The 23,268-nt window shown below is 43.4% G+C and carries 17 protein-coding genes and 1 pseudogene; 16 read left to right on the top strand and 2 right to left on the bottom strand.

Annotation, left to right across the window (positions count from 1 at the left end):
* Nucleotides 1-205 (bottom strand): annotated as a pseudogene (locus G596_RS0117215) (IS110 family transposase); the annotation flags it as partial.
* Between the two features lie 263 nt (nt 206-468).
* Here G596_RS0117215 and G596_RS0117210 point away from each other — a divergent pair.
* The 4 genes from G596_RS0117210 to G596_RS0117190 all read left to right on the top strand — a co-directional run bounded on the left by G596_RS0117210 (nt 469) and on the right by G596_RS0117190 (nt 7,049).
* Nucleotides 469-663, top strand: coding sequence for a hypothetical protein (locus G596_RS0117210; RefSeq protein WP_022763064.1), 195 nt, complete (start codon nt 469-471; stop codon nt 661-663).
* Between the two features lie 18 nt (nt 664-681).
* Nucleotides 682-3,045 carry an EAL domain-containing protein gene (locus tag G596_RS24115; RefSeq protein ID WP_022763063.1) on the top strand — a complete coding sequence of 788 codons (2,364 nt, stop codon included), beginning with the start codon at nt 682-684 and terminating at the stop codon, nt 3,043-3,045.
* 24 nt (nt 3,046-3,069) lie between these two features.
* Nucleotides 3,070-6,081: an ATP-binding protein gene (locus G596_RS24110; protein WP_022763062.1), complete on the top strand. Its 3,012-nt coding sequence runs from the start codon at nt 3,070-3,072 to the stop codon at nt 6,079-6,081.
* 188 nt (nt 6,082-6,269) lie between these two features.
* Nucleotides 6,270-7,049 carry a response regulator gene (locus tag G596_RS0117190; protein WP_022763060.1) on the top strand — a complete coding sequence of 260 codons (780 nt, stop codon included), beginning with the start codon at nt 6,270-6,272 and terminating at the stop codon, nt 7,047-7,049.
* A 497-nt stretch (nt 7,050-7,546) separates the two neighbouring features.
* On the opposite strand, the gene G596_RS0117185 is transcribed toward G596_RS0117190, so the two are convergent.
* Entirely contained in the window at nt 7,547-8,269 is a 723-nt protein-coding gene (locus G596_RS0117185) for a hypothetical protein (RefSeq protein ID WP_155829347.1), read from the bottom strand.
* Between the two features lie 951 nt (nt 8,270-9,220).
* On the opposite strand from G596_RS0117185, the gene G596_RS0117180 reads away from it, so the two are divergent.
* The 12 genes from G596_RS0117180 (at nt 9,221) to purN (ending at nt 23,253) form a co-directional block, all read left to right on the top strand.
* Entirely contained in the window at nt 9,221-11,212 is a 1,992-nt protein-coding gene (locus G596_RS0117180; RefSeq protein ID WP_022763058.1) for a M13-type metalloendopeptidase, read from the top strand.
* 93 nt (nt 11,213-11,305) lie between these two features.
* On the top strand, nt 11,306-12,031 hold the full coding sequence (locus tag G596_RS0117175; RefSeq protein ID WP_022763057.1) for a class I SAM-dependent methyltransferase: 726 nt from the start codon (nt 11,306-11,308) through the stop codon (nt 12,029-12,031).
* 26 nt (nt 12,032-12,057) lie between these two features.
* Entirely contained in the window at nt 12,058-12,843 is a 786-nt protein-coding gene (locus G596_RS0117170; protein WP_022763056.1) for a histidine phosphatase family protein, read from the top strand.
* A 103-nt stretch (nt 12,844-12,946) separates the two neighbouring features.
* Nucleotides 12,947-13,867 (top strand): orotidine-5'-phosphate decarboxylase, encoded by a 921-nt coding sequence (gene pyrF, locus G596_RS0117165; RefSeq protein ID WP_022763055.1) that lies wholly within the window; start codon nt 12,947-12,949, stop codon nt 13,865-13,867.
* A 135-nt stretch (nt 13,868-14,002) separates the two neighbouring features.
* Nucleotides 14,003-14,695 (top strand): orotate phosphoribosyltransferase, encoded by a 693-nt coding sequence (pyrE, locus tag G596_RS0117160; protein WP_022763054.1) that lies wholly within the window; start codon nt 14,003-14,005, stop codon nt 14,693-14,695.
* A 7-nt stretch (nt 14,696-14,702) separates the two neighbouring features.
* Entirely contained in the window at nt 14,703-15,065 is a 363-nt protein-coding gene (locus G596_RS0117155; protein ID WP_022763053.1) for a DUF6142 family protein, read from the top strand.
* A 10-nt stretch (nt 15,066-15,075) separates the two neighbouring features.
* On the top strand, nt 15,076-17,556 hold the full coding sequence (locus G596_RS0117150; RefSeq protein WP_022763052.1) for a hybrid sensor histidine kinase/response regulator: 2,481 nt from the start codon (nt 15,076-15,078) through the stop codon (nt 17,554-17,556).
* Complete coding sequence (locus tag G596_RS22720) at nt 17,553-20,237, top strand: DegV family protein (protein ID WP_022763051.1); 2,685 nt, start codon at nt 17,553-17,555, stop codon at nt 20,235-20,237. The genes G596_RS0117150 and G596_RS22720 overlap by 4 nt, the downstream gene beginning before the upstream one ends.
* Nucleotides 20,230-20,985: a response regulator gene (locus G596_RS0117140; protein WP_022763050.1), complete on the top strand. Its 756-nt coding sequence runs from the start codon at nt 20,230-20,232 to the stop codon at nt 20,983-20,985. The genes G596_RS22720 and G596_RS0117140 overlap by 8 nt, the downstream gene beginning before the upstream one ends.
* A gap of 77 nt (nt 20,986-21,062) precedes the next feature.
* A complete protein-coding gene (gene purE, locus G596_RS0117135) occupies nt 21,063-21,563 on the top strand; it encodes a 5-(carboxyamino)imidazole ribonucleotide mutase (protein ID WP_022763049.1) in 501 nt (166 codons plus the stop codon).
* Nucleotides 21,564-21,580: 17 nt separating this feature from the next.
* Entirely contained in the window at nt 21,581-22,615 is a 1,035-nt protein-coding gene (gene purM / locus G596_RS0117130) for a phosphoribosylformylglycinamidine cyclo-ligase (RefSeq protein WP_022763048.1), read from the top strand.
* Nucleotides 22,609-23,253 (top strand): phosphoribosylglycinamide formyltransferase, encoded by a 645-nt coding sequence (purN, locus tag G596_RS0117125; RefSeq protein WP_022763047.1) that lies wholly within the window; start codon nt 22,609-22,611, stop codon nt 23,251-23,253. Before purM ends, purN begins: the two co-directional genes overlap by 7 nt.
* Nucleotides 23,254-23,268: the final 15 nt, after the last annotated feature.

The following is a 23,268-nucleotide window of genomic DNA, read 5'->3' as shown; positions in this document are numbered from 1 at the left end:
CGGTCTTATTCATGAGTTCCTCAATCCATCGAAGGAATGTAAGGAATCCCATTCGGTCGTTACTAAACTTAAACACTCTTCTGGATAGCTCAAATCCCCTCCAGTCAAACGCTCTACAGAAATGTGTCTGTGATCCAACATCAACCCCAACAATCAGTGTATCTGCAGTTACTTGCTTAAGTCTGTCATTCTGTGTAAAATTCATTTTGAGAAACCTCCGGTTAGCATAAGATGTTTTTTCATCCGCCAAGATGAACACCTTTATCTTACTTAGAGGTTTCTTTTTATTCAATTGGCGTTATTTCTGAATTACAGGAATGCTCCTATCAAAAATCGCAATCGTTCCTATTTTGCTTTATTTTTCATGGAATGTAAAGGAATACTTTAAATACTCTTAAAAAAACATAAAAACGCACTTTAAGCTTAATTTTCGTTGTAGAATAAAAATGATGTATAAGGGAGGATGCTATGAATATCTATCTGTGTAAGCCTGACGAAACACTTGAGCAGGCACTTGAAGCTGTTATGGAAAAAGATCCTGACGGAAGAAAATTTACCTGTGATGAAGAAAAGGACAGGTGCTATATCGGGGATGAGGCATTTGCCAATGCGCCTGTAATAGTAAATAAAAATAATCAGTACTATGCACTGAAGCAAATATGATACCTTAGTGGGGAAATTATGCTAAAGAACGAAGAGATTGATCAGTTAACCGGACTTCCTAATCTTTATTCTTTCAGGAAAAATGCGCAGAATCTGATGGATGGCCGCGCGAAGACCGAGCGGGAATTTGCCATCATCTATTTTGATGTGCAGAATTTTAAGAGCTACAACTCGCGCTATGGCTTTGAGGCCGGTGACCGCTTTCTTCAGAATCTGGCAAAACATATTGAGAAGATTTTTCCGGAACTTATGGTGGCAAGATTTTCCGATGACCATTTCGTTGCACTTGCATATTTTTCTGGAATAGAGGCGAGAATTGAAGACCTCCGAAGAAGAGTTATAAGCTACAATCCCGATGCGGGAGTTGATCTCCATGCGGGTATTTATGAGCTTGAACCCGATGATACGGACATCAGTATGGCCTGCGACAAGGCGAGAATTGCCTGCAACAGTATAAAAGCCAATTACGACAATATCTACAGATACTATGACAGAGAGCTGGGCAACCAGCTCGATCTGGCACATTACATAATTCACAATATAAGCGATGCGGTTCTGAACGGATATATTCAGGTTTACTATCAGCCCGTGGTAAGGGTTATCTCGGGAAGAGTATGCGGTTTTGAAGCGCTCGCACGATGGGTGGATCCTAAACACGGATTCCTTATGCCCGGAGTTTTCATACCTATTCTCGAGGATGCACACCTTATCTACAAGCTCGATGCCTATGTGATAAGGCAGGTCTGCGAGGATATCAGGGAATACATGGATCATGGCTATAAACCCCAGCCTGTGTCCATCAATCTTTCCCGCACCGATTTTCATCAAAAGGATATGTACCGCGTTGTTAACGATGCGGTCAGCGTAAATAAAATACCCAAGAACCTCATACATATTGAGGTTACCGAGAGTGCCCTTGACGACAACCAGGACGTACTGAAGGGAACAATAGATAAATTCAGGAGAGGTGGCTACCAGGTTTGGATGGACGACTTCGGAAGCGGCTATTCATCACTGAATCTTCTTAAGGACTATGAATTTGACGTCCTCAAATTCGACATGAAGTTTTTGCAGAACTTTGGATCCAATCCAAAGGAGACCGCTATCTGGGAAAATGTCATCAACATGGCAGAAGAGATAGGAATCCAGACCCTTGCAGAGGGTGTGGAAACCATGGAAGCATGGGATTTCCTAAAGAGAGTCGGCTGTGAAAAGGCTCAGGGCTATTTCTTCGGAAGACCTATGTCCAAATCCGAATGCATTGATTATCTCGATGAAGCCAAGAGTAACGAAAGGCCTTCAAAAACCGCAATGGAAGAGGATGAGAGTGCGCTCTCACACAACAAGAATATTATTGAACTCAAAAATGAGGAGCCCGAAGAGGATGAAATAGACAGGATCGGAACAATTGAGGATGAGCAGTTTATGGCGCAGTCCCCGGTGTACCTCACTCTGGCAGCAAGAGGGTTTGTGTCGCTGCTTGAGTACAATTCCTATTCCCAGTTCCAGAAGCATTCATTTTTCATAGTTGCGAATCTGTCTGAGGATAAGCTGGTAAGACTCCACCTTAGCAGCAAGCGCAAGATACTGGACAAGGAATATCACAGGCAGGAATCCTACCAGGAGATGATAGATGACATAGTCGAGAATACGGTTATCGACGAGGAAAAGAGAAACGTTGAGGAATTTTTCAGCAAGGACAGACTGATTCTTGCTTATCACAGCGGAATTAATTTTGATGAGATTGAATTTCACAGGATAGTTGATAAAAAGATGGCTCCGAGATGGACGCATACCATCTATCAGATAATGGAGGAAGAGGGAAGCATCGTTGCGTATTTCCTGTCTTTCGATATCGATGAGTATAAGAGATCTAAGGATCTAGTGAGACAGATGGCCGAGCGTGATTCACTTACCGGGCTTTACAACAGACATACCGCTGTTCCGCTTATCAGAAACAGGCTTTACAGGCATCACGGCGGGAAGTCGGTGCTGATAATGGTCGATGTGGATAATTTCAGAGATATAAACGATAGGTTTGGAAGTTTTGCGGGCGATGAGGTTTTGAGAAGAATTTCCGCAAGGCTGGATGACTTCTTTGGAAGAGATGGCATTGTGTGCCATATAGATCAGGATGAGTTCCTGATTTTCCTTGAAAATATTCAGCCGGTGAACATAGAAGACAGAATCGTGGATCTTTGTGACAACATTTTCAGTTTAAGATACCATGATGACAAAATTACGTTCACAGTCTCTGCGGGCTATGTCATTCATCCCGATCAGGGCAGAGGATACCATGATCTGTACCGCAAGGCAGACATGGCGCTTTGCATGGCGAAAAATGCAGGAAAGGGAACAGCAGTCAGATATTCCGAACAGTGACCGTCTTAAGAGGATACTGTAATTATGCGTAAACGTGACCGCAATTTTTATATCAGGCATATTGTTCTGATAGTTCTGTTTGCTTTTGCAACAGTAATCACAATTAAAAACAACTTGCATATTGATAACGGTGATGAGCTTTCGGGATTACAGTTCTTTAGCGTGTACCTGTTTAAATTTTCACCGCTTCTTATTTTTGCGGGGCTTGAGGGTGTTACTCCCGCTGTTTTTTCATGCTTTATTCTGTTTGGCGTAAAAACTGCAGTCAACAAGGAACTCGCCTTTGTTACCGGTATTTATCTTGTGGGTGCGGCAACCACTCAATACTTTTCAATGAGCGGAATGTTTGAAAAAAAGCGCAAAGCTTTATTGGCAATGCTTTTTTACATGTTCTTCTACGGGAGCGTGTGGGGAGGCTGCCTTGGAATTCTGGCAGGGAGACGCTTTATCGAGTTTATGCCGACCAGAAATATTTGGTTTTTCCTGAATGAGTTCCCGGAAGCTTTTATTACTGTGGCAATTTTGTATCTGATTCTCGGAAAAGGTTCCAACAAATTAAAGGCGCTGTTTTTCAGCGGAGTTTATTACAGAAGTGATGTGGATGAGCTTTCCAGAAAAATGGCTGATATCAGAAAGTCAAAGCTCAGCAGATCGGTATCCCTGATTATTTCAATACAGGCGGTAGCACTGGGGATTGCGGCTGCAATATATGCCAATACGCTTATTCCCAATATGAAGCAGTCATTTGAGTCCGGTATTATTAAGCAGGTTGATCAAATTTCGCAGTCTATCGACTGGAGTAAAATGACCAACATAATCCATCTCGAGCAGGTTGTCAGTCAGATAGAGAGTGTAAAGCAAACAGGATACCTGCGGCTAACACTCAATAATGACACTCTCATTTTTGATACAAAGCTGATACTTCTGATACTTATAGTCATTATTCCTATGGCGGTTATTGCCAATCAGTATGCGCAGTTTCGAATAACGAGGCCAATAATGATGCTTGCGGATTCCGTGCAGTCCTTCTATGACCTTGGCGCGAAAGGACTCGACGAAAACCTACGAAGACTGCAGAATTTGAACATACACACGGATGATGAGATTGAGTACATGTACTCGACTTTCACCAAGACTGCAGAGACCATGGTCAGCTATATCAAGATGATTCAGGCGCAGCGGTCACTTGCTGATGAACTGCGTGCTCAGCAGATGGCGAATGAGGCGAAGAACAATTTCCTTTCAAGTATGTCGCATGAGATCAGAACGCCCATAAATGCTATGCTCGGCTTTAATGAGATGATACTCAGGGAGAGTAAGGACGCTGAGATACTAAAGTATGCTTCGAATGTAAACAGTTCGGGTAAGCTGCTGCTCGGACTTGTAAATGATATTCTCGATTTTTCCAGAATTGAAGCCGGAAAGACGGAGATAATACCTGTTGAGTACGACCTCAGCTCGCTTATCAACGATCTCGTAAATACCGCACACATGAGGGTACAGGGGAAAAATCTTGAGCTTAAGACCAACATTGCAACCGATATTCCCTGCATACTTTTCGGAGATGAGATCAGAATAAAACAGTGTGCAATGAATGTGATAACCAATGCCGTAAAATATACAAATGAAGGCAGCGTTACCATAAGTGTCGATTACACCAAGATAGATGATGATAACATATCTCTGAGATTCAGAGTGAAGGATACCGGAATCGGAATCCGCAAAGAGGATATGGACAAGCTCTTTGCACCCTTTGAGCGCATTGAAGAGAGCAGAAACAGGACCATCGAGGGAACCGGTCTTGGAATGAATATAGTAAAGCAGCTCCTGTCTCTCATGGATTCAAGACTTCTTGTCAGCAGTGAATACGGAAAAGGCAGTGAGTTCTCTTTTTCCATAAAACAGAAGGTGCTCAACTGGAATCCTATCGGTGACTTTGCAGCGACCTACGAGGAGACGCTGCTCGGACAGGATACCTACCACGAGAGCTTCCATGCACCTGAGGCGAAGATCCTGGTTGTCGATGATACACTTGCAAACCTTACGGTTATACAGGGCTTATTAAAACAGACCCAGGTTCAGGTAGACGTTGCTGAGAGTGGTTTCGAGGCTCTTGAGAAGGTCTGCGAGAACAAGTACAACATTATTTTCATGGACCACAGAATGCCCAAGATGGACGGTGTCGAAACCTACAGGGCGATGAAGGAACTGGATGAAAACCTGAATAAGGATGTTCCCGTATTTGCGCTTACTGCAAACGTAATAAGCGGCGCGAGGGAAATGTATATGAAGGAAGGCTTTGCGGGGTATATCCCGAAGCCTGTTGATTCAGGAAGGCTTGAGGATGCGATATTGAAAGCTCTTCCTGAAGAACTGATAATCAGACCTGATGATGAAGAATTTAATTCCGTGATAGAGGCTGAGGAGATAGGAGCGGAGGATCTTGAGGCCATCGGAATTATGACCAATATCAAGGGCATAGACTACGAGACCGGTGCAAAGAACTGCGGTGGGCCCTCCGCACTCAGGAAGGTTGCCACAAACTTTGCTCTTGCTATAGAGAATAACTCAAAATCCATCGAGGATGCCTGGCACTTCGATGATTTGGATAATTACACGACCTATGTGCACGGGTTGAAGAGTTCGGCCAGGGTCATAGGTGCTATCGAGCTTTCAAACCTCGCCGCTTATCTGGAGCAGTGCGGAAATAAGAAAGACAAGGATGAGATAGAGAGAAGAACTCCCGAGCTTTTGGCGAATTACAGGGAGTACATCGATTTCCTGAAGCCGCTTATTGATGAAGCTACCGCGGAAACCGAGGAAGACATGAACAAACCTCTGATAGAACCGGAGGAATTAAAGGGAGCTCTTCGCAGTCTCAAGGAATTTGTGGAAGGCAGCTATTTTGACAGTGCTGACGATGTCGTCTCCATGATGGACGACTATCGAATGCCGGAGGATTTCAAGGGGACTTACAAGGAAATCAAACGGCTGCTCGCTGCTGTTGATAGGGATGGACTTTTGAAGATTTTATGATTGAACTATGAACCTTCCCCTTGGGGAGGGAGAAAATAAAAGCCGTCTCCCCTGGGGGGAGGGAAAAATAAAAGCCTTCCCCTTGGGGAGGGAGAAAATAAAAGCCGTCTCCCCTGGGGGAGAGGGAAAAATAAAAGCCTTCCCCCTTGGGGGAAGGTGTCAGCGAAGCTGACGGATGAGGGGAAAATATGGACAAAAGAGTACTTCTTATTGGAGCATCCAAAAGTTTTATGGTAAGTGCTATCGCGAAAGGCCTTGAAAAAGACGGCTTTGAGATAGTTCACTGTGAGTTTACCAAGGCCGCACTTACAGCGGTTGAGGATAAACCACAGCTTTATGTGCTTTACCTGGGAGACATCGATACTTCCAATCCGGAGAAAAACGGTATAGAACCGCTGAAGTATCTCGATGAAGCAATAGACAGAGAGAGGTTCTTCCTCTATGAGGTCGGGAACACTGACGAGCTGAATTATGCTTCCAAGTTCCTGTCCAATATAAAGGTCACTGAAACTTTCCTCAGGCCTCTTGATGTGCAGCAACTCTCGGATCAGCTCATGTCAGCTGTTCAGAGCAACGAGATATCCGAGGATCAGAAAAAGAAGATTCTTGTTGTGGACGACGATGGAACAATGCTCAGAATGATCAAGACCTGGTTGTCTGTGAAGTACAGAGTTTACATGGCAAGCTCCGGAAAGATCGCGTTGAACTTCCTCCAGAGCAATGAGGTTGATCTCGTGCTTCTTGACTACATGATGCCGCAAATGGACGGCCCACAGGTTCTTCAGGAGATCAGAAAAAGCGAAAATCTGAAGGCGCTTCCTGTTATGTTCCTTACTTCCAAGAGCGACAAGGAGAGTGTTGTCAGCGTGGCAGCCCTTCGCCCTGAAAAATACCTGCTTAAGACAATGCCTAAGGCGAAGCTCATAAAGAGTATTGATGAATTCTTCTTCGGTCCGGAGAAGCAGTGATGGCTGAGAGAAAGATAGAGATTTTGATTACGAAGAATAGTGCAAACTTATGAAAAATAGTGCAAGCTTACGAAAAATAGTTCAAGCTTTTGCTGGCGGAGGCTGTGGCCTCCGCCTGTTTATGCTTTTGGTACTTTGTTATGGGTACTGTTTATGCTGTTGGTACTTTGTTGCGCTAAGGTTTTGTGGGTACAACAAAAGTGACGTTGTTGTTTTGATTTGTTGTTTGGATTCGCTTGGATTTTTTATTGGGACAACAAATATGGGTGTATCTGTCTATTATGTTGTTTGGAAAAATCGCAGGTGCAATAAATGTAGGCTTATCTTTCAAGTTTGTTGTTCGGTATTTTGGTGCAAACAACAAATAGAGGAGCTGCTATTCAATTTGTTGTTTCGGAAAATAGCAAGTGCAACAAATTCGGGGATATCCATCTGGTTTGTTGTTTGGCATTTTTGCCTGTACAACAAACCGTTGAAGTACCATTTGATTTGTTGCATTACTTCTTTTTTCCAAAGTGCTTATCAAGAAAATCTTCAATGTTTTGCGTGGTAAGAGGCATCTTCTGGGTTTCCATTGTGATGAGTAGTTCTTCACCAAGATAGATTCCGGTTTTTTCATAATCTCTAAGCTTCTTAAGATTCCAGGAAATATAATCCGTGTCATCAACTTTGCCTAGATGTTCAAGCAGTACAACTTTTCTGGTATGAGTATTAAGTATTGTAAAATCAGGATGTCTGATTTCTCCATTATAAAGCGTTACAGGGTATTCATATTTGTATGGAATGGACCTGGCAAACAAGGCATTTGCTATCATTTCTTCTGCCTTTGATCTTACCTGTTCGCCTCTGGCAGTGATATGAAAGGGAACACCCTCGTCTATTCCTTTGGGTTTATATTCGATATTCTGCCAATAAATTGCATATTCCTCATCTGTCATCTCGGCTATATCCATTTTTGCCTTGATTTCCCATGGGAATGATTCTGATATACCGGCCGGGTTGAAATTGTAATGATTTAGAAAACTGTGTAAAAGCTTTAACTCTTTTTCGGCAGATGAGATGTATTTTACGTCATACCTTTTCTGGGCTAGTTCAAGAATAGTTTTGGGTTTATCTTTGTGAATATATTCACCGTTAGGCTCCCCTTTGTTACGCTTGTAATATTGATAACTATTACGATTTCTGATGATTTTGAGATCACCTTCAGGGTATTTATTCAAACGTTTCTTTCGCTTTTCAATTTCTTGTGTTAGATTTTTTTCTCTTTCTATTATCAAATCGTAAATATTATTTGTGTTTATTTGCATATAATTAGTCCTCAATTCTTTTCGTTTTTATCCTCATTATTCACAGTAGCGGGGTTACATGTTTTGGAGTTCAAACTATCTGGCCATATATTTTGAGTCCAAATTTGTAAAAAGTATTGTGAAAATAGCATGCTGAACGCATACCAATCGCTCGAAGAACAACAAGATTATATTTTACTCATAAACATAACAGTGTCAAGCATAAATATGAATATATGTGATTTCAGCGGCGAAAAATACGGTTAAGCGTATTTATTTACACTTGATTTATGAGGAGCTTTACAGAGGATCTACGGGGATTGACAGAAATCTACGGGAGATTAACAGAGATCTACGGGGATTGACAGGATTCTTAGGAGGGGAATGATCTCCGAGAAAATATAGATACAACAAATGATAGAATTCATTACGAATTTATTGTGAGAAAAACCTGAAGATACAATAAATAAGAGTATATCAGACATAATTGTTGTATGTGAAAAATTGAGAAACAATAAATGAAGAGATATTTGATGGATTTGTTGTTTGAACGAAATATCAATGCAACAAAACCAAGCAGTACAGCATGATTTGTTGTTTGGAAAAAAACTAGACACAACAAACCAAACAGATGAAAACTGATTTGTTGTTTGCAAAAATATGAGACACAATAAATCAGATAGATGTAGTTATATTTGTTGTATGGAGATATATTCGGAACAACAAATCAGACGTCCGGAATCAGATTTGTTGTGAGGCTGGATTTTTAAGTGCCTAAAGTGGAGCTATAGTCGGCTCCACGTTTAAACAGCCCCGTCTCCAATTTGAGAGATTCCGCCAATATTGCTATAATTGCCTGGGGGAACAAATTAAGGAGGAAACGGTATGAAAAGAATGACTAATTGTCGCACTAAAAGGGTGGTAGCCTGTTTAGTGACGGCTGCTTTAAGTATATCTATTGCCGCGCAAGTTACCGGATGCGCAGCATCTGTTTCAAATAAGGCTACTCAGCCGGAAGAAATCATAGAAAGTGAAAAGGAAACAACCCCTTCTGAAGAAATCATAGAAAGAGAATCCGTTTACGATTTCGATGACTTGGTAAACGCTCAGTGGAAAGAAGAAACCAAAGCCAAACTCAATGAAAACGGATACAGTTACTATTCTGTCGTCACTGAGAGGTCAGAGGTGCTTGACGATAGGATGGAGGAAATATTTGAAACAGATATTTCATCACTTCCACAGGGCAGTGACATTTACAAAGTGCTCTATGTTTACAATCAGATTCTGGATGCAAAGTGGGAAGGAACGGATGCCAAAAAGGAGATAAAGAGTAAACTTGACCTGATTGACGCTGTGTGCACCCGTGACGATTTATACTCGCTTTTCACAGATAAATACTGGGGACGTTATAATCTCGGAATGTCAAGAAGAGTTGATTTTGTGAGAGGTGATATAACAAATGACATTGATCCGCAGACAATCATAGGTAACGGGAGAATGACAGATGAACAAAAATCTGTGGCGCAAAATTACCTGATTAACCTTGGCTTTTCGGAAGACAGAGCGAAAGAAATCATCAGTAATGCTGATGAGATGGATAAGATGATTGTCGACTATCATGACGGTTTGTCTGAGGATACACTTTGGGGATTCATTGGAAGAAAAACGCTTGAAGAGAAAAACGTTCAGTTCCCGATTCTTGATATCTTAAGTAATCAGGAAGCACTAGGAAGAGATAAAAGCTTCTATTCTAGTTTGGACTACCTGAGCTTTCTGGATGATTATTATACAGATGAGAATATTCCGAAAATCAGAGATCAGATGATCGCCTGCGCGGCAGTGACACTTTCCAGACTTGATAAAGAAGACGGTGGCGAGACCAGCTTTGCATTTTATCCGTACGCGGAGAAACCTGATTTTGACGAGTGCCTTAGATATGCCATGTTTCAGGCGGGTGGTTACACAATCGAAAAAACATTCAAAGATAAATATATTAGTGACAAGACTATTGATGACGTAAAAGAGATAATAGAAGATGAAAAAGCAACAATGCGGAGCATGATAGCTGATACAGACTGGCTTTCTGTGCATGGTAAGGAGCAGGCGAATCACAAGATTTTTTATCTTAAGGAGTACATTGGTGAAAATGGTCACACTGACGATTTGTCCGAAGTGGAACTCACTGAGAATCCATTGGAAAACTACATTGCGCTAAAAACAAGTTTGAATGACTTTCGAGATAAGCAGCTTTTAACAGATAAAACAGATAAGGAATTGTTCACAGGCTCATTTATACAGGTCAATGCATTTTACAATGCCTATAATAACAGCATTATTGTTGGGGATGGTTATCTGGAAGATGTTACCGATGCATCATATGAGGAAAAACTTGCATATCTGGGAGTTACGCTGGCACACGAGTTATCTCATGCGTATGACCCCAAAGGCAGTAACTATGACTATGAGGGCTATAATGATCCCTGGATGTCTGAAGAAGAATACGAGGAGTATTCGAATCGGACTAAGAAAATTGAAGAATTTTTCGACGGGATGGAAGTCGGAGATGGCATAAAGCTTGACGGGAAACTGGTTTGCCAGGAAGCCTTCGCTGACTTAATGGGAATGGAATGCTGCCTCAGAATTCTCGGGGAAAGAGATAATCCTGATTATGACGCATTTTTCAAAGCCTACGCAAGAGAAAATGCCTGCTACTACACACAGGACGGCTTAAAGGAGGCGGTGAAGGATACACACCTTCCTTATAAGGAACGCATAAATTATATTGTTGGCCAGTTTGATGAGTTTTACGAGACCTATGATGTTGATCCGGACAGCCCTTATTATGTGCCCAAGGAGAAGAGGTTGTCGACGTTTTAATAAAAAAACGGGGACGATAAGCACATCTAAAAAAATTCAACAACATGCGGCTTGCAAGACATGGCTTAAGATAGAATACTATGGAGGAGAAAAATGTCAGCAGCAATCGACAATTACAGAAAAACAGTAGAGCAGCCCTGGGGAAAGATGTTCTACGATTTGATATACAGACAACTGAATATTCCGAGTGATAAAAAATTAAAGATACTCGATTTCGGTGCAGGTTTTTGCATAACCGCAGGCCACTATGCAAAAAGCCATGAAGTGACTGCGGTTGAGCCAAGTGAAGAAATGTACAGCCTTCGCTTTTCAGACAATGATTACACCCTGGTTCCACAGGGAGCGGAGTACCTGGAAACACTTGAAGATAACAGCTACGATGTTGTTATCTGCCACAACGTTCTCGAATATGTGGATGATAGAGAGGCCTTGTTGCAGCAGCTTGTCAGGATTCTGAAAAAAGGTGGAATGCTGTCTGTAGTAAAACATAATGATCCCGGCAGAGTTATGATGTACGCAGTACTGAATGATAATCCGAAGGCAGCCCTTGAATTGTTAACGCAGGAAGGCAGTGAGAACTGCGCATTCGGAACCCGGAATGTCTACAACAACGAAACGCTTACAGCATCAATTGCAGACAAAGCAGAACTTACAGCTATGTTTGGTGTGCGAACCTTCTTTGGACTGTCCTCCAATAACGACATCAAGTTTACAGATGAGTGGTATGAGGCTATGCTTGACCTGGAAACGGAAGCAGGCAAGAAGGAAGAATATAAAAAGATTGCCTTCTTTAATCACTTGATTTTCAAGAAGAAATAAACAGCAAAATAGATTGGAAGAAAAAGATGAGAATTTTATTTTTCAGACATGGTGATCCGGACTATCAGATAGACGGACTTACAGAAAAAGGAAAGGTTGAGGCAGAGCTTCTGGCTGCGCAGATTAAGTCCTTTCACTTGGATGATGTATATGTGTCGCCGCTTGGAAGAGCGAGGCAGACCGCGGAGTATTCACTTAAGGAATTAGGGAAAGAGGCTGCGGTTTTAGATTGGCTCAAGGAATTCCCGGCGCTGTTTGATGCAAATAAGGCGGATGAAGAAACAAGACTTGCCTTTCCAAATGAACTTCATATAAATGAAGCCACAGGAGAGTATGATAAGCGCATAGTCTGGGACATCATTCCTTCATATTATATGAATCATCCTGAATTGTTTGATGCGAAAGCGTGGAGAGATTCCGAATTCGTAAAGAGTACTGACATGCCACAGATTTATGATTATGTCATAGACAGCTTTGATAAGTTTCTTTCAGACTATGGATACGAGCGCGATGGCAGCGTTTACAAGGTTAGGGAAAACAATGACAAGGTTATTGGATTTTTCTGCCATTTCGGAATCACTTCAATTATGTTGTCACATTTGTGGGGAGTGTCACCCTTTGTCACCATGCAGTTTCTTGCGATGGCGCCGACTTCCGTAACAGAGATTGTTACAGAGGAGCGCGAAAAAGGGATAGCCATTTTCAGAACCCTGAGAATCGGTGATATCACCCACCTCACTATGGGGAATGAAGCACCTGCGTTTTCAGCAAGATTCTGTGAGCGGTTTGAGAACACAGACGAGCGCCATTAACGGTAAATACATCATACCGGATACTTAACTTATCTCCCAAAATCATGTATACTGTCGAGAGATAAAAACGCAATCTACAAGATTATTCACAAGGAGAGTTCCCATGATCAAAAACTTAATTGACGGTATCAAAAAGACTGAGGCACCAATTGTTGTAGGACTTGATCCCAAGACTGACTTCATTCCGAAGAGAATTTTGGACAAGGCTCTTAATGAAAAAGGATACACAGCGGAGGCGATAGCTGACAGCTTCTTTGAATTCAATAAAGAGATAGTTGATAGCATCTGCGATCTGGTTCCGGCCGTAAAACCGCAGGTTGCAATGTATGAGCAGTTCGGACTTCCCGGACTCATCGCCTATAAGAAGACAATTGATTACTGTCATGAAAAGGGACTCCTTGTTATAGCTGATGTAAAGCGCGGCGATATAGGCTCAACCTCAGAATCCTACGCGCTCTCACACCTCGGAGCATCCAAAGTGGGAGATACTCTCATCAAAGGATTCGATGCTGATTTTGCAACGGTTAATCCTTACCTTGGATCAGACGGCGTTAAGCCCTTCATCAACGTCTGCAACGAGTTTGACAAGGGAATCTTCGTACTTGTAAAAACTTCAAACCCCTCAAGCGGTGAGCTTCAGGATAAAATAGCGGACGGCAAGCCCCTCTACGAGACAGTCGGAGAGCTTGTTGAAAAGTGGGGACAGGATTCTATGGATGGTAGCTACAGTAACGTCGGCGCCGTTGTAGGTGCTACTTATCCCGAGATGGGCAAGGTTCTTCGCGACATCATGCCTCACGCTTTCATCCTTGTTCCGGGCTATGGAGCACAGGGCGGAAAGGGCTCAGATCTTGTTCACTTCTTTGATAAGGACGGCCTCGGAGCAATCGTAAATTCCTCCAGAGGAATTATCGCTGCATGGAAAAACGAGAAATACGGCGATCCCGCAAAAGAAGCCGTAGGAGAGGCAGCTAGAAAAGCCGTTCTCGACATGAAGGAAGACATACAGAACGCATTAAAGTAATGACCTGCGCACTCAATAAATAAAAGAAAAATACGCATTTTATCGTTACAAATCTTTAATATTTAGTTAATTGTTTATGCTTATTTCAATGTGATACAATGCACATAGCAATACAATAAAAGGAGTATGCTCAAAATGGAGAGGTATAAGGAAGAATTTATTGAATTTATGGTGGACAGCAACGTTCTTAAGTTTGGAGAGTTCACATTAAAAAGCGGACGCAAGTCTCCGTTTTTCATGAACGCCGGTGCTTATGTTACAGGAGCTCAGCTCAAGAAGCTCGGCGAGTATTATGCAAGAGCAATACATGACAATTTCGGTCTTGAATTTGATGTATTATTCGGACCTGCTTATAAGGGAATTCCGCTTACGGTTGCAACAACTATCGCCATAAGCGAGCTCTACGGAAGAGAGATAAGATACTGTTCAAACCGCAAGGAGATCAAGGACCACGGCGATAAGGGAATTCTTCTCGGAACCAAACTCAGAGACGGGGACAGAGTTATGATCATCGAGGATGTTACCACATCAGGTAAGTCCATCGAGGAGACAGTTCCGATCATAAGAGAGCAGGCAGAGGTTGATATAGTCGGAATGATGGTTTCTCTCAACAGACAGGAGAAGGGACAGGATTCCGACAAGAGCGCACTTGAGGAGATAACAGACAGATATGGATTTGAGGCCGGTGCGATCGTTTCAATGTCAGAAGTGGTTGAACACCTCTATGGCAAGAATTTTGATGGCGAGGTTATTATAAACAAAGAGATTAAGAAGGCCATCGATGAGTATTACAAGGAGTATGGCGCAGCAGGGGTATCTGCCGGCTAACTGATATATGGAGGAGAGAAAAAAGAGGCGAAAACTTAATATTAAGCTTCCGTCGTTTGGGCGCGGCAGGTACGTGTTCACCGACAAGAAGCATCCTGAAAAAGGAGTCCTTTCAGCTGCACTGGGGCTGATTTCCGTAGCCACAATCGTGTATGCCGTCATTCTAAGCTACAGGAATGGTGGGCAGGCAGAAGCAAAATACGCGGTGGCCGTGATGTTTTGTCTGGTTTATTCAATTGCAGGTCTGGTTCTTGGCATTATGTCGAGGATGGAGAGGGATATATTCAAGCTTTTTCCGAATCTGGGGATAATACTCAATGTGCTGTCGCTCATATGGGTAGGGTTGCTGTTGTACTTTTCTGTATTGTGAGGTGCAGTTTATGGACAGAAACAAGCGGAATGAGGAAATACGCAAGAGTATACAGATCGTAATACTGCTTTGCTATAGCTTGTATTCTGTTGGCCTCGCTTTGGTATCAGTACTAAATAAATGGGAGTTTTGGGCAGTTCCGATTATCTTTATCGGAACTGTCATCTGCTGGAGTCTTTATGTGTCCGGACAGTTCGAGTATAAGTTCAGGATATATGTTTTTGCCGGTTTCGTGGCACTATCTACATTCTTTTATGGTTCCCATATTTCCGAATTTTATAATTCCACACTAATAATAGTTCTGGCGATGCTTTTGTTCTCACTTACCGAGGAAAAGCCTGCGCTCAGGATTTTATTCATGATGTATGTAATGCTCTTTGCCTATCACATGATTCTCATGGCGACCGGTATGGAGAATTTCAGTGACCTGTCTGTTTCGATACTGATTCTGGATATCCTGTCGGTTATTCTGGCTGACAGGGTGGGCGGATACATCTGTGAAATGTTCTCGATTTCCAAGAAAATGGCCGATGACCTTGAGTTGGAACTAAATGACATGAAGCAGAAGTCCGAGGACTTCATGGCGAACATTTCACACGAACTGAGAACGCCCATAAACGTTGTTACCGGTCTGTCAGGTCTTATGCTCGAAGATGAGAAGGAAGAAAAAAAGAAGGCCGATTTAAATGCAATTCAGAGTGCAGGTAAAAGACTGTTTTCAAGGATTGAGGACATCCTGGACTACACCGAGATAGATACGGGCTCGCTCCTTCTCTCCGAAGAGGAGTACCGTATTTCCTCCATAGTTAACGACATAGCGACAGAGTTTCGAACCTTCAGAAGCGGAACCTGTGAGATAGTCATTGATATGGATGTTAATCTCCCTGCGAGAATGATTGGAGACGCTGGCAGAATAAAGAGAATCATAAGACATCTCATGGTAAATGCGGCGAAATTTACTGATAAAAACGGCTGCGTAAATTTACATCTTTTTGCAAGAAAAAAGGAGTACGGAGCTAATCTGTGTATCGAAGTTACGGACACAGGTATCGGAATGACGGATGATGAGAGACTTCGAGTTATAGAGGGAATGTATCAGATAGATTCCGGACGAAGCAGAAGGGCTGAGGGTATTGGACTCGGTCTTTCAATCGTGTTCGGATTTGTAAAGCAGATGGGCGGCTTCGTGAGACTTGAGAGCGAGGTGAAAAAGGGCACCAGGGTGACTGTAAGTATACCCCAGAAGGTTGTGGACGATAAGCCCAGCGTTATCCTTGATCATCCCGAAAAACTCGAGCTTGCCTGCTATCTTAGAAACGATAAGTATAAGAGCCCTGCAGTCAGAGAGTACTACAACACGATGATAATGCATACTCTTAAAGGCTTGTCGGTTCCGATTCACAGAGCTTCCGAATTTGAGGAGCTTAAGAAGCTGTGCGCCGCAAATCAGATAACTCATGTCCTCATAGCAGAGGAAGAATATCAGGAGAACAAGGATTTCTATGAAAATATGAAGTCTGACGTTTCGGTTATTGTGTCAGTTTCGGGAGGTTACAGAATACCTGCCGGCAGCAAGGTTACCTTTATCAGAAAGCCTATTTTCAGCCATTCAATTGTAAATGCTGTTAACAGAAAGATGACCGTTTGGGAATTCGATCCCGAGACCAGTGGAAAGAAGCTTGTATTCAACGGCGTAAATGCGCTGGTTGTTGATGATGAGGAGATGAACCTGCTTGTTGCGAAGGGAATTCTCGCCGGGTACGGAATGGACGCGGATGTTGTGCTAAGCGGAATGGAAGCTGTACATCTGTGTGAGAAAAAGAGCTATGATGTCATTTTTATGGATCATATGATGCCCGAAGTTGACGGCGTTGAGGCTATGAAGATGATAAGACATAACCTTGGCCCCGACGATCACACCGCAATTATTGCGTTTACCGCAAATGCCGTGAGTGGCGTCAGAGAAATGTTCATGAAGGAGGGGTTTGATGAATTTCTTGCAAAGCCCATTGAGATATCGGAGCTTGAGAGAATCCTTAAAAAGCTGCTTCCTTCAACGATGTGGGAGTATGTCACCGTTGAGAGAGATGATGAGGAAGTGGTACAGGCAGAGGGCGGATCAGGCATTAGCAGAAGCAGTGAACTTGTTACTTTAAATACCGAACAGGGTGTAAGAATCTGCCGCGGAAGCAGCGATTTTTATGAGGAAGTACTGCTTGAATTTGCCAGGGAAGCAGACGCGATTGCCGGTGAGGCGCAGGAACTCTATGACGCGAGAGACTGGGAGAATTACAGTATAAAGCTCTCGGGACTTAAGTTGTCTTCAAGAATAATCGGCGCAGACGATCTTTCCAGAAAAGCGGGAGAGATTGAGAGGGCTGCAAAGGATAAGTGGGAGGCATATATTATTGCAAACCACGAGGATTTAAAACGACAGATAGGCGCTGTAAAAGACGATATTATTCGTGTTTACGGAGGTAATGCATCATGATTTTAAAGCGCTTGTTCAAAGCTGCAAGTGATCATAACAAGACACTTCAAGAGAGACTATTCACGGTTATTCCGGTGATCGGTCTGTTTTCCATGTTCCTCCTTATTTTTATAGGCATCTTTGTTGAGGATGACATAAAAAACACATTCATTATTTCGCTTTGCCTTATAGCATTTATAGCAATAGTTGTCATTTCCAAAAAAAAGCGCAGAGTGCAGACCGGAGCTACCATAATAGCTGTGGTGCTTGTGGTTATAATGCTTCCGGCAGCATTCATATACGGAGGCGGAATCTATGGTGGATCCCCGATATGGTTCGTATTCGGCTTTGCATATATAGGAATTACGGTTGAAGGCAGAAGAAAATATGTCCTTCTTGTAGTCGGTGCGATCATGACCGGTATCTCCTACTATATCGCTTACACATTTCCCGAAAAGGTGGCGCAGCATACGCTGGAGATGGCGCACCTTGATTCCTTTGCAAGTGTTGTGCTTGTGAGTTTCCTGATTACGATAATAGTTCTTTTCCAGAATCAGGTTTACCAATCGGAAAATGATCTTATCCAGCAGCAGAAGAAGGAAATCGAAGAACTGTCCCAGACAAGGAACAAATTCTTTTCGAATGTCAGCCACGAGCTCAGAACGCCCATAGATTCAATTCTTGGATTCAATGAGCTGATCCTTAGAAGTGCAAACAACGATGAGATAGCGGAGAACGCCGAGAATATCAAGAGCGCCAGCAGACTCATGCTATCTCTTATAAATGACGTTCTGGATATGAATAAGCTTGAATCCGGAAAAATGGAGATTGTTCCTGCGGAATATGACCTTGCCGGAATGTTGTCCGAGACAGTCAATATGGTATGGGAGAGCGCTTCGAGAAAAGGGCTTGCCCTTTACGTTGACGTGGACAAGACAATCCCCAGAAAACTTATCGGAGATGACATGAGAATAGAGCAGATTCTTATCAATCTCCTTAGCAATGCCATCAAGTTTACGAATGAAGGAAGCGTTAAGATTTCCGTAAAATGGAAACCGCTTCAGAACAAGCAGATATCTATCATCTTTTCAGTAGAAGATACAGGTATGGGTATCAAGAGAGATAACATGCCATATCTGTTTGATGAGTTCAAGAGAATAAATGTCGAGCAGACCAAGGGCATTTCAGGTACGGGACTTGGCCTTGCGATTGTAAAACAGCTGACGGAGCAGATGAACGGTGAGATACAGGTCAACAGTATCTATACAAAGGGTTCGACCTTTACCGTATCGATTCCACAGGAAATTGTTAGGGATGAGCCCATAGGTGAGATGGCGCTAGAAACTCTTAAAAAGCGCGAAATGGGGCAGTTCTACAGACAGAGCTTCGAGGCTCCCGCCTGCAGGATTCTTGTTGTCGATGACAACATGATGAACAGAATCGTCACCGTCAAACTCCTGAAGGATACCAAAATGGTTATCGACCAGGCAGAGAGCGGCGCAGAATGTCTTTCAAGATGTAATGATGCAGAATATGATTGTATTTTTATGGATATCGAGATGCCCGAGATGGACGGAGTGGAGAGTCTTCGCCAGATACGCTCTCAGATTGGTGGTCTGAACAGAGAGACGCCTGTCATTGTTCTGACAGCGCATTCGTCGGCCGATGATCAGGCGATGTACAGAGCAGCGGGCTTTGACGGCTACCTGCTAAAACCGATCTCCGGAGAAATGCTTGAAAATACACTGCTTCGCGTGCTTCCGGGAGATAAGGTTCACAGGATAACTCCCACTTATATTGATCCGGAGGATCAAAAGCTCCTTTCAACCAGAGAGAAGCTTCCGATTTTGATAACGACAGAAAGTGCTGTTGATATACCTAAAGAAATGATATCTGAGCTCAGAATTCCTATTATTCCGCTCTATATCAGGACGCAGAACGGACTGTTCCTTGACGGAGTTGAGGCTGAGACCGATGGCGTCTTGAAGTACATGAAAGAGGGCGGAGCAGATAAGCTCTTTGTGGATGTTCCGTCTATTCAGGAGTATGAGGATTTCTTTGCTTCGCATCTTTCGGATGCTGAGAATATCATCCATATCAGTATGTCGGGAAAAGCCGGTGGAGCATATCATGTGGCAAAAGAGGCTGCAGCTTCTTTTGATAAGGTCACTGTGATTGATTCCGAGAGTCTATCCAGTGGTATAGGACTTCTTGTGTTTGAGGCAATACGTCTTGCCAGGGAGGGGAAAAGCGTTCAGGATTGCGTAGAGCAGCTTAATATTATAAAGAAACGTATACACACCAGCTTCCTTATCGACAATATCGATTACCTTATCAGGATGGGAAGAATCAAAAGAAAAGTCGGAGGTTTCAGCAGACTCTTTATGCTTAAGCCGGCGGTTCTCTTCCGTGACGGCAGAGGCAGCCTGGGAAGAATGATGATGGGCTCTGTGACAAAATGCCGCAAAGCCTACATTGAGGATCAGCTGACCAAGTTTGCACCTATTGACAGAAGAAGACTGTTTATAACCCATAGCGATCTTTCATCCGCGGAGATTGAGGAGATCAAGAAATGGGTAAACAATATAATGTCCTTTGAAGAGATAATTGTTCAGAAAGAATCCGCATCCATGGCAGCTATCCATGGAAGTGCGGCCTTCGGACTTTTGTACATGCTTGGAGAAACCAGAAATAATGGCTAAGGTTTTGATTGTTGATGACGCCGAAATGAATGCTGAGCTCCTTGCAGAAATCGTAGGAATGTTTGGAGTGGATTCGATGACTGCTTCCAATGGAAAGGAAGCGGTCGATTTGGTGCGCCGCGAAACCTTTGACCTTATTTTCATGGATCATCTAATGCCGGTGATGGATGGACTTGAGGCCATGGCGATTATTAAGAAGGAAAAGCTGTGTCCCTCCACGCCTGTAGTCATGGTAACCGCAAACGATTCCGCAGCTGACGGAGATATTTATAAGGAAGCCGGTTTTTCCGAGTACCTGAAAAAACCGATACCTTCTAAGGATGTCAGAGCCATTTTTATGAAATACGGCATCATCGGATGCGATGGCGAAAAGGATGAATGGAGGAAATTTTCAAAGAAAATAAAAGGTATAGATATCGAAGGGCCGATGCAGTATTTTTTGAACGACTTTTCTTTTTATACGGAGGTTTTATACGAGTATTCAAAGAACAGCACCTTCGACTGGGCTGAAAAGATGCTCACCTTTCAGGAAGTGTCGGTACTTCTGCCCGGTGTGCGCGCTGCCAAGGACGCCGCAAGGCTGATCGGAGCAGTGCAGCTTGCAGAGCTTGCTCTATCAATGGAGAGGGATATAGAAGACGGAGACGAGAAATCTTTTCTTGAGCATTTGGGGAGCTATCGTTTATTGGAAAAAAAGCTCAAGAAAACCATTTTAAAAACGGAAAGTTTAGCGCATTCTCATAGTTGATTATACAGTACATCTTATGGTAGGATTTCCGTGGTTACGTTTTTAATTTTTTGTACCATTTTATTTGGAGGAGAGATATGGCACAAGTTGGGATCGTTATGGGCTCTGACTCGGATATGCCGGTCATGGCCAAGGCAGCAGGGGTGCTTGATGAGCTGGGAATCTCGTATGAGATGAATATTATTTCAGCACATCGTGAGCCCGAAGAGTTCTTCGAATATGCGAAGAGCGCAGAAGATAAAGGTTTTAAAGTCATCATTGCCGGAGCAGGAATGGCAGCACATCTTCCTGGTATGTGCGCCGCAATTTTTCCTATGCCTGTTATCGGAATTCCCATGCATACAACTTCATTAGGCGGAAGAGATTCGCTCTACAGTATTGTACAGATGCCTTCAGGCATTCCGGTTGCTACTGTGGCTATTAATGGCGGTGTAAATGCCGGTCTTCTTGCTGCGAAGATTCTTGCAACAAGTGATGCAGAGCTTTTGGGAAAACTTAAGGACTATTCAAAAGGCCTGAAGGAAGCGGTTGTCGCAAAGGACGCACACCTTCAGGAGGTTGGATACCAGAACTATTAATATATACGGAGGAAAACATGTCAGAGCTTAACTACAAAAACGCAGGTGTCGATATCGAAGCAGGCTACAAGTCTGTTGAGATGATTAAGGGCTATGTAAAGGAGACCATGAGACCCGAAGTCCTTGGCGGCCTTGGTGGCTTTTCAGGAGCCTTTTCCCTTGCAAACATTAAGAATATGAAGGATCCGGTACTCTTATCCGGAACCGACGGAGTTGGAACAAAGATAAAACTTGCATTTCTTCTTGATAAGCACGACACCATCGGAATCGATGCTGTTGCAATGTGTGTAAATGATGTTATCTGCGCGGGTGGTGAGCCGCTGTTCTTCCTTGATTACATCGCTTGCGGCAAGAACTATCCGGAGAAAATCGCAGCAATCGTTAAGGGTGTTGCTGAGGGCTGCAAGCAGTCTGAGTGTGCACTAATAGGCGGTGAGACAGCTGAGCATCCGGGACTTATGCCCGAGGATGAGTATGACGTGGCAGGTTTTGCAGTTGGCGTTGTAGACAGAGAGGACATGATCGACGGTAGCACCATTAAAGCCGGCGATACACTTATCGGCGTAGCTTCAAGTGGCGTTCATTCCAACGGCTTTTCACTTGTAAGAAAAGTATTTGACATGACTAAGGAGAGCCTTGAGAAGTACTACGATGAGCTCGGATGTACACTCGGCGAGGCGCTTCTTGCACCTACCAAGATTTATGTGAAGATGCTCAAGAGCATTAAAAATGCAGGCGTTAAGGTTAAGGGCTGCAGCCACATCACAGGCGGCGGTTTTTATGAAAACATCCCGAGAATGCTTCCCGATGGCTGCAAGGCAGTAGTGAAGAAGGACAGCTACGAGGTTCCCGCTATCTTCAAGCTTATGCAGAAGACAGGCAATCTTGAGGAGAAGATGATGTTCAATACCTTCAACTGCGGACTTGGAATGGTTATCGCTGTAGATCCTGCAGATGCTGACAAGACCCTTGAGGCAATCAAGGCTTCAGGCGAGAAGGCATGGATCGTTGGATCTGTAGAAGCAGGCGACAAGGGAGTGGAGATATGCTAAACATTGCAGTCCTTGTTTCCGGCGGCGGAACCAATCTTCAGGCGATAATTGATGCTGTGGAGAGCGGCAAGATTACAAATACTAAAATTGGCATGGTTTTCTCAAATAACCGAAATGCCTACGCTCTCGAGAGAGCAGCAAAGCACGGAATAAAAACCGAGGTTCTTGTTCCGAAGGAATTTGAGAACAGAGATGCTTTTAATGAAGCTTTTTACAATCTTCTGATTTCAGAGAATCCTGATCTTATCGTTCTTGCGGGCTGCCTTGTGGTGATACCCGAGAAGATCGTCAAGGCATTTAGCGGCAGGATAATCAACATCCATCCTTCGCTCATTCCGTCATTTTGCGGAACCGGTTTCTACGGTCTGAAGGTTCATGAAAAAGCGCTCGAGCGCGGCGTCAGGGTTTCAGGAGCAACGGTTCACTTTGTTGACGAAGGTACCGACACAGGCCCGATCATCCTGCAGAAACCTGTCATGATAAGACCTGACGATACAGCGAAAACTTTGCAGCAGCGCATAATGGAGCAGGCAGAATGGAAGATTCTACCCAAAGCTATCGACCTTATTGCGAACGGTAAGGTGAAGGTGGTTGACGGTAAGGTTGTTATAGAAGGTTACGACCCGGATACAATATAGTAGCCTTCCCCCTTT

The organism is Butyrivibrio sp. AD3002 (genome assembly GCF_000420905.1).
GTDB lineage: Bacteria > Bacillota > Clostridia > Lachnospirales > Lachnospiraceae > Butyrivibrio.
Note: the sequence above shows the minus strand (reverse complement) of the source record. Positions and strands in the feature narration are given on the sequence as shown.

Bases quoted from the DNA above. Each gene is read 5' to 3' on its own strand.
- G596_RS0117210 (WP_022763064.1), top strand. From the start codon at position 469: ATGAATATCTATCTGTGTAAGCCTGACGAAACACTTGAGCAGGCACTT.
- G596_RS24115 (WP_022763063.1), top strand. From the start codon at position 682: ATGCTAAAGAACGAAGAGATTGATCAGTTAACCGGACTTCCTAATCTT.
- G596_RS24110 (WP_022763062.1), top strand. From the start codon at position 3,070: ATGCGTAAACGTGACCGCAATTTTTATATCAGGCATATTGTTCTGATA.
- G596_RS0117190 (WP_022763060.1), top strand. From the start codon at position 6,270: ATGGACAAAAGAGTACTTCTTATTGGAGCATCCAAAAGTTTTATGGTA.
- G596_RS0117180 (WP_022763058.1), top strand. From the start codon at position 9,221: ATGAAAAGAATGACTAATTGTCGCACTAAAAGGGTGGTAGCCTGTTTA.
- G596_RS0117175 (WP_022763057.1), top strand. From the start codon at position 11,306: ATGTCAGCAGCAATCGACAATTACAGAAAAACAGTAGAGCAGCCCTGG.
- G596_RS0117170 (WP_022763056.1), top strand. From the start codon at position 12,058: ATGAGAATTTTATTTTTCAGACATGGTGATCCGGACTATCAGATAGAC.
- pyrF (WP_022763055.1), top strand. From the start codon at position 12,947: ATGATCAAAAACTTAATTGACGGTATCAAAAAGACTGAGGCACCAATT.
- pyrE (WP_022763054.1), top strand. From the start codon at position 14,003: ATGGAGAGGTATAAGGAAGAATTTATTGAATTTATGGTGGACAGCAAC.
- G596_RS0117155 (WP_022763053.1), top strand. From the start codon at position 14,703: ATGGAGGAGAGAAAAAAGAGGCGAAAACTTAATATTAAGCTTCCGTCG.
- G596_RS0117150 (WP_022763052.1), top strand. From the start codon at position 15,076: ATGGACAGAAACAAGCGGAATGAGGAAATACGCAAGAGTATACAGATC.
- G596_RS22720 (WP_022763051.1), top strand. From the start codon at position 17,553: ATGATTTTAAAGCGCTTGTTCAAAGCTGCAAGTGATCATAACAAGACA.
- G596_RS0117140 (WP_022763050.1), top strand. From the start codon at position 20,230: ATGGCTAAGGTTTTGATTGTTGATGACGCCGAAATGAATGCTGAGCTC.
- purE (WP_022763049.1), top strand. From the start codon at position 21,063: ATGGCACAAGTTGGGATCGTTATGGGCTCTGACTCGGATATGCCGGTC.
- purM (WP_022763048.1), top strand. From the start codon at position 21,581: ATGTCAGAGCTTAACTACAAAAACGCAGGTGTCGATATCGAAGCAGGC.
- purN (WP_022763047.1), top strand. From the start codon at position 22,609: ATGCTAAACATTGCAGTCCTTGTTTCCGGCGGCGGAACCAATCTTCAG.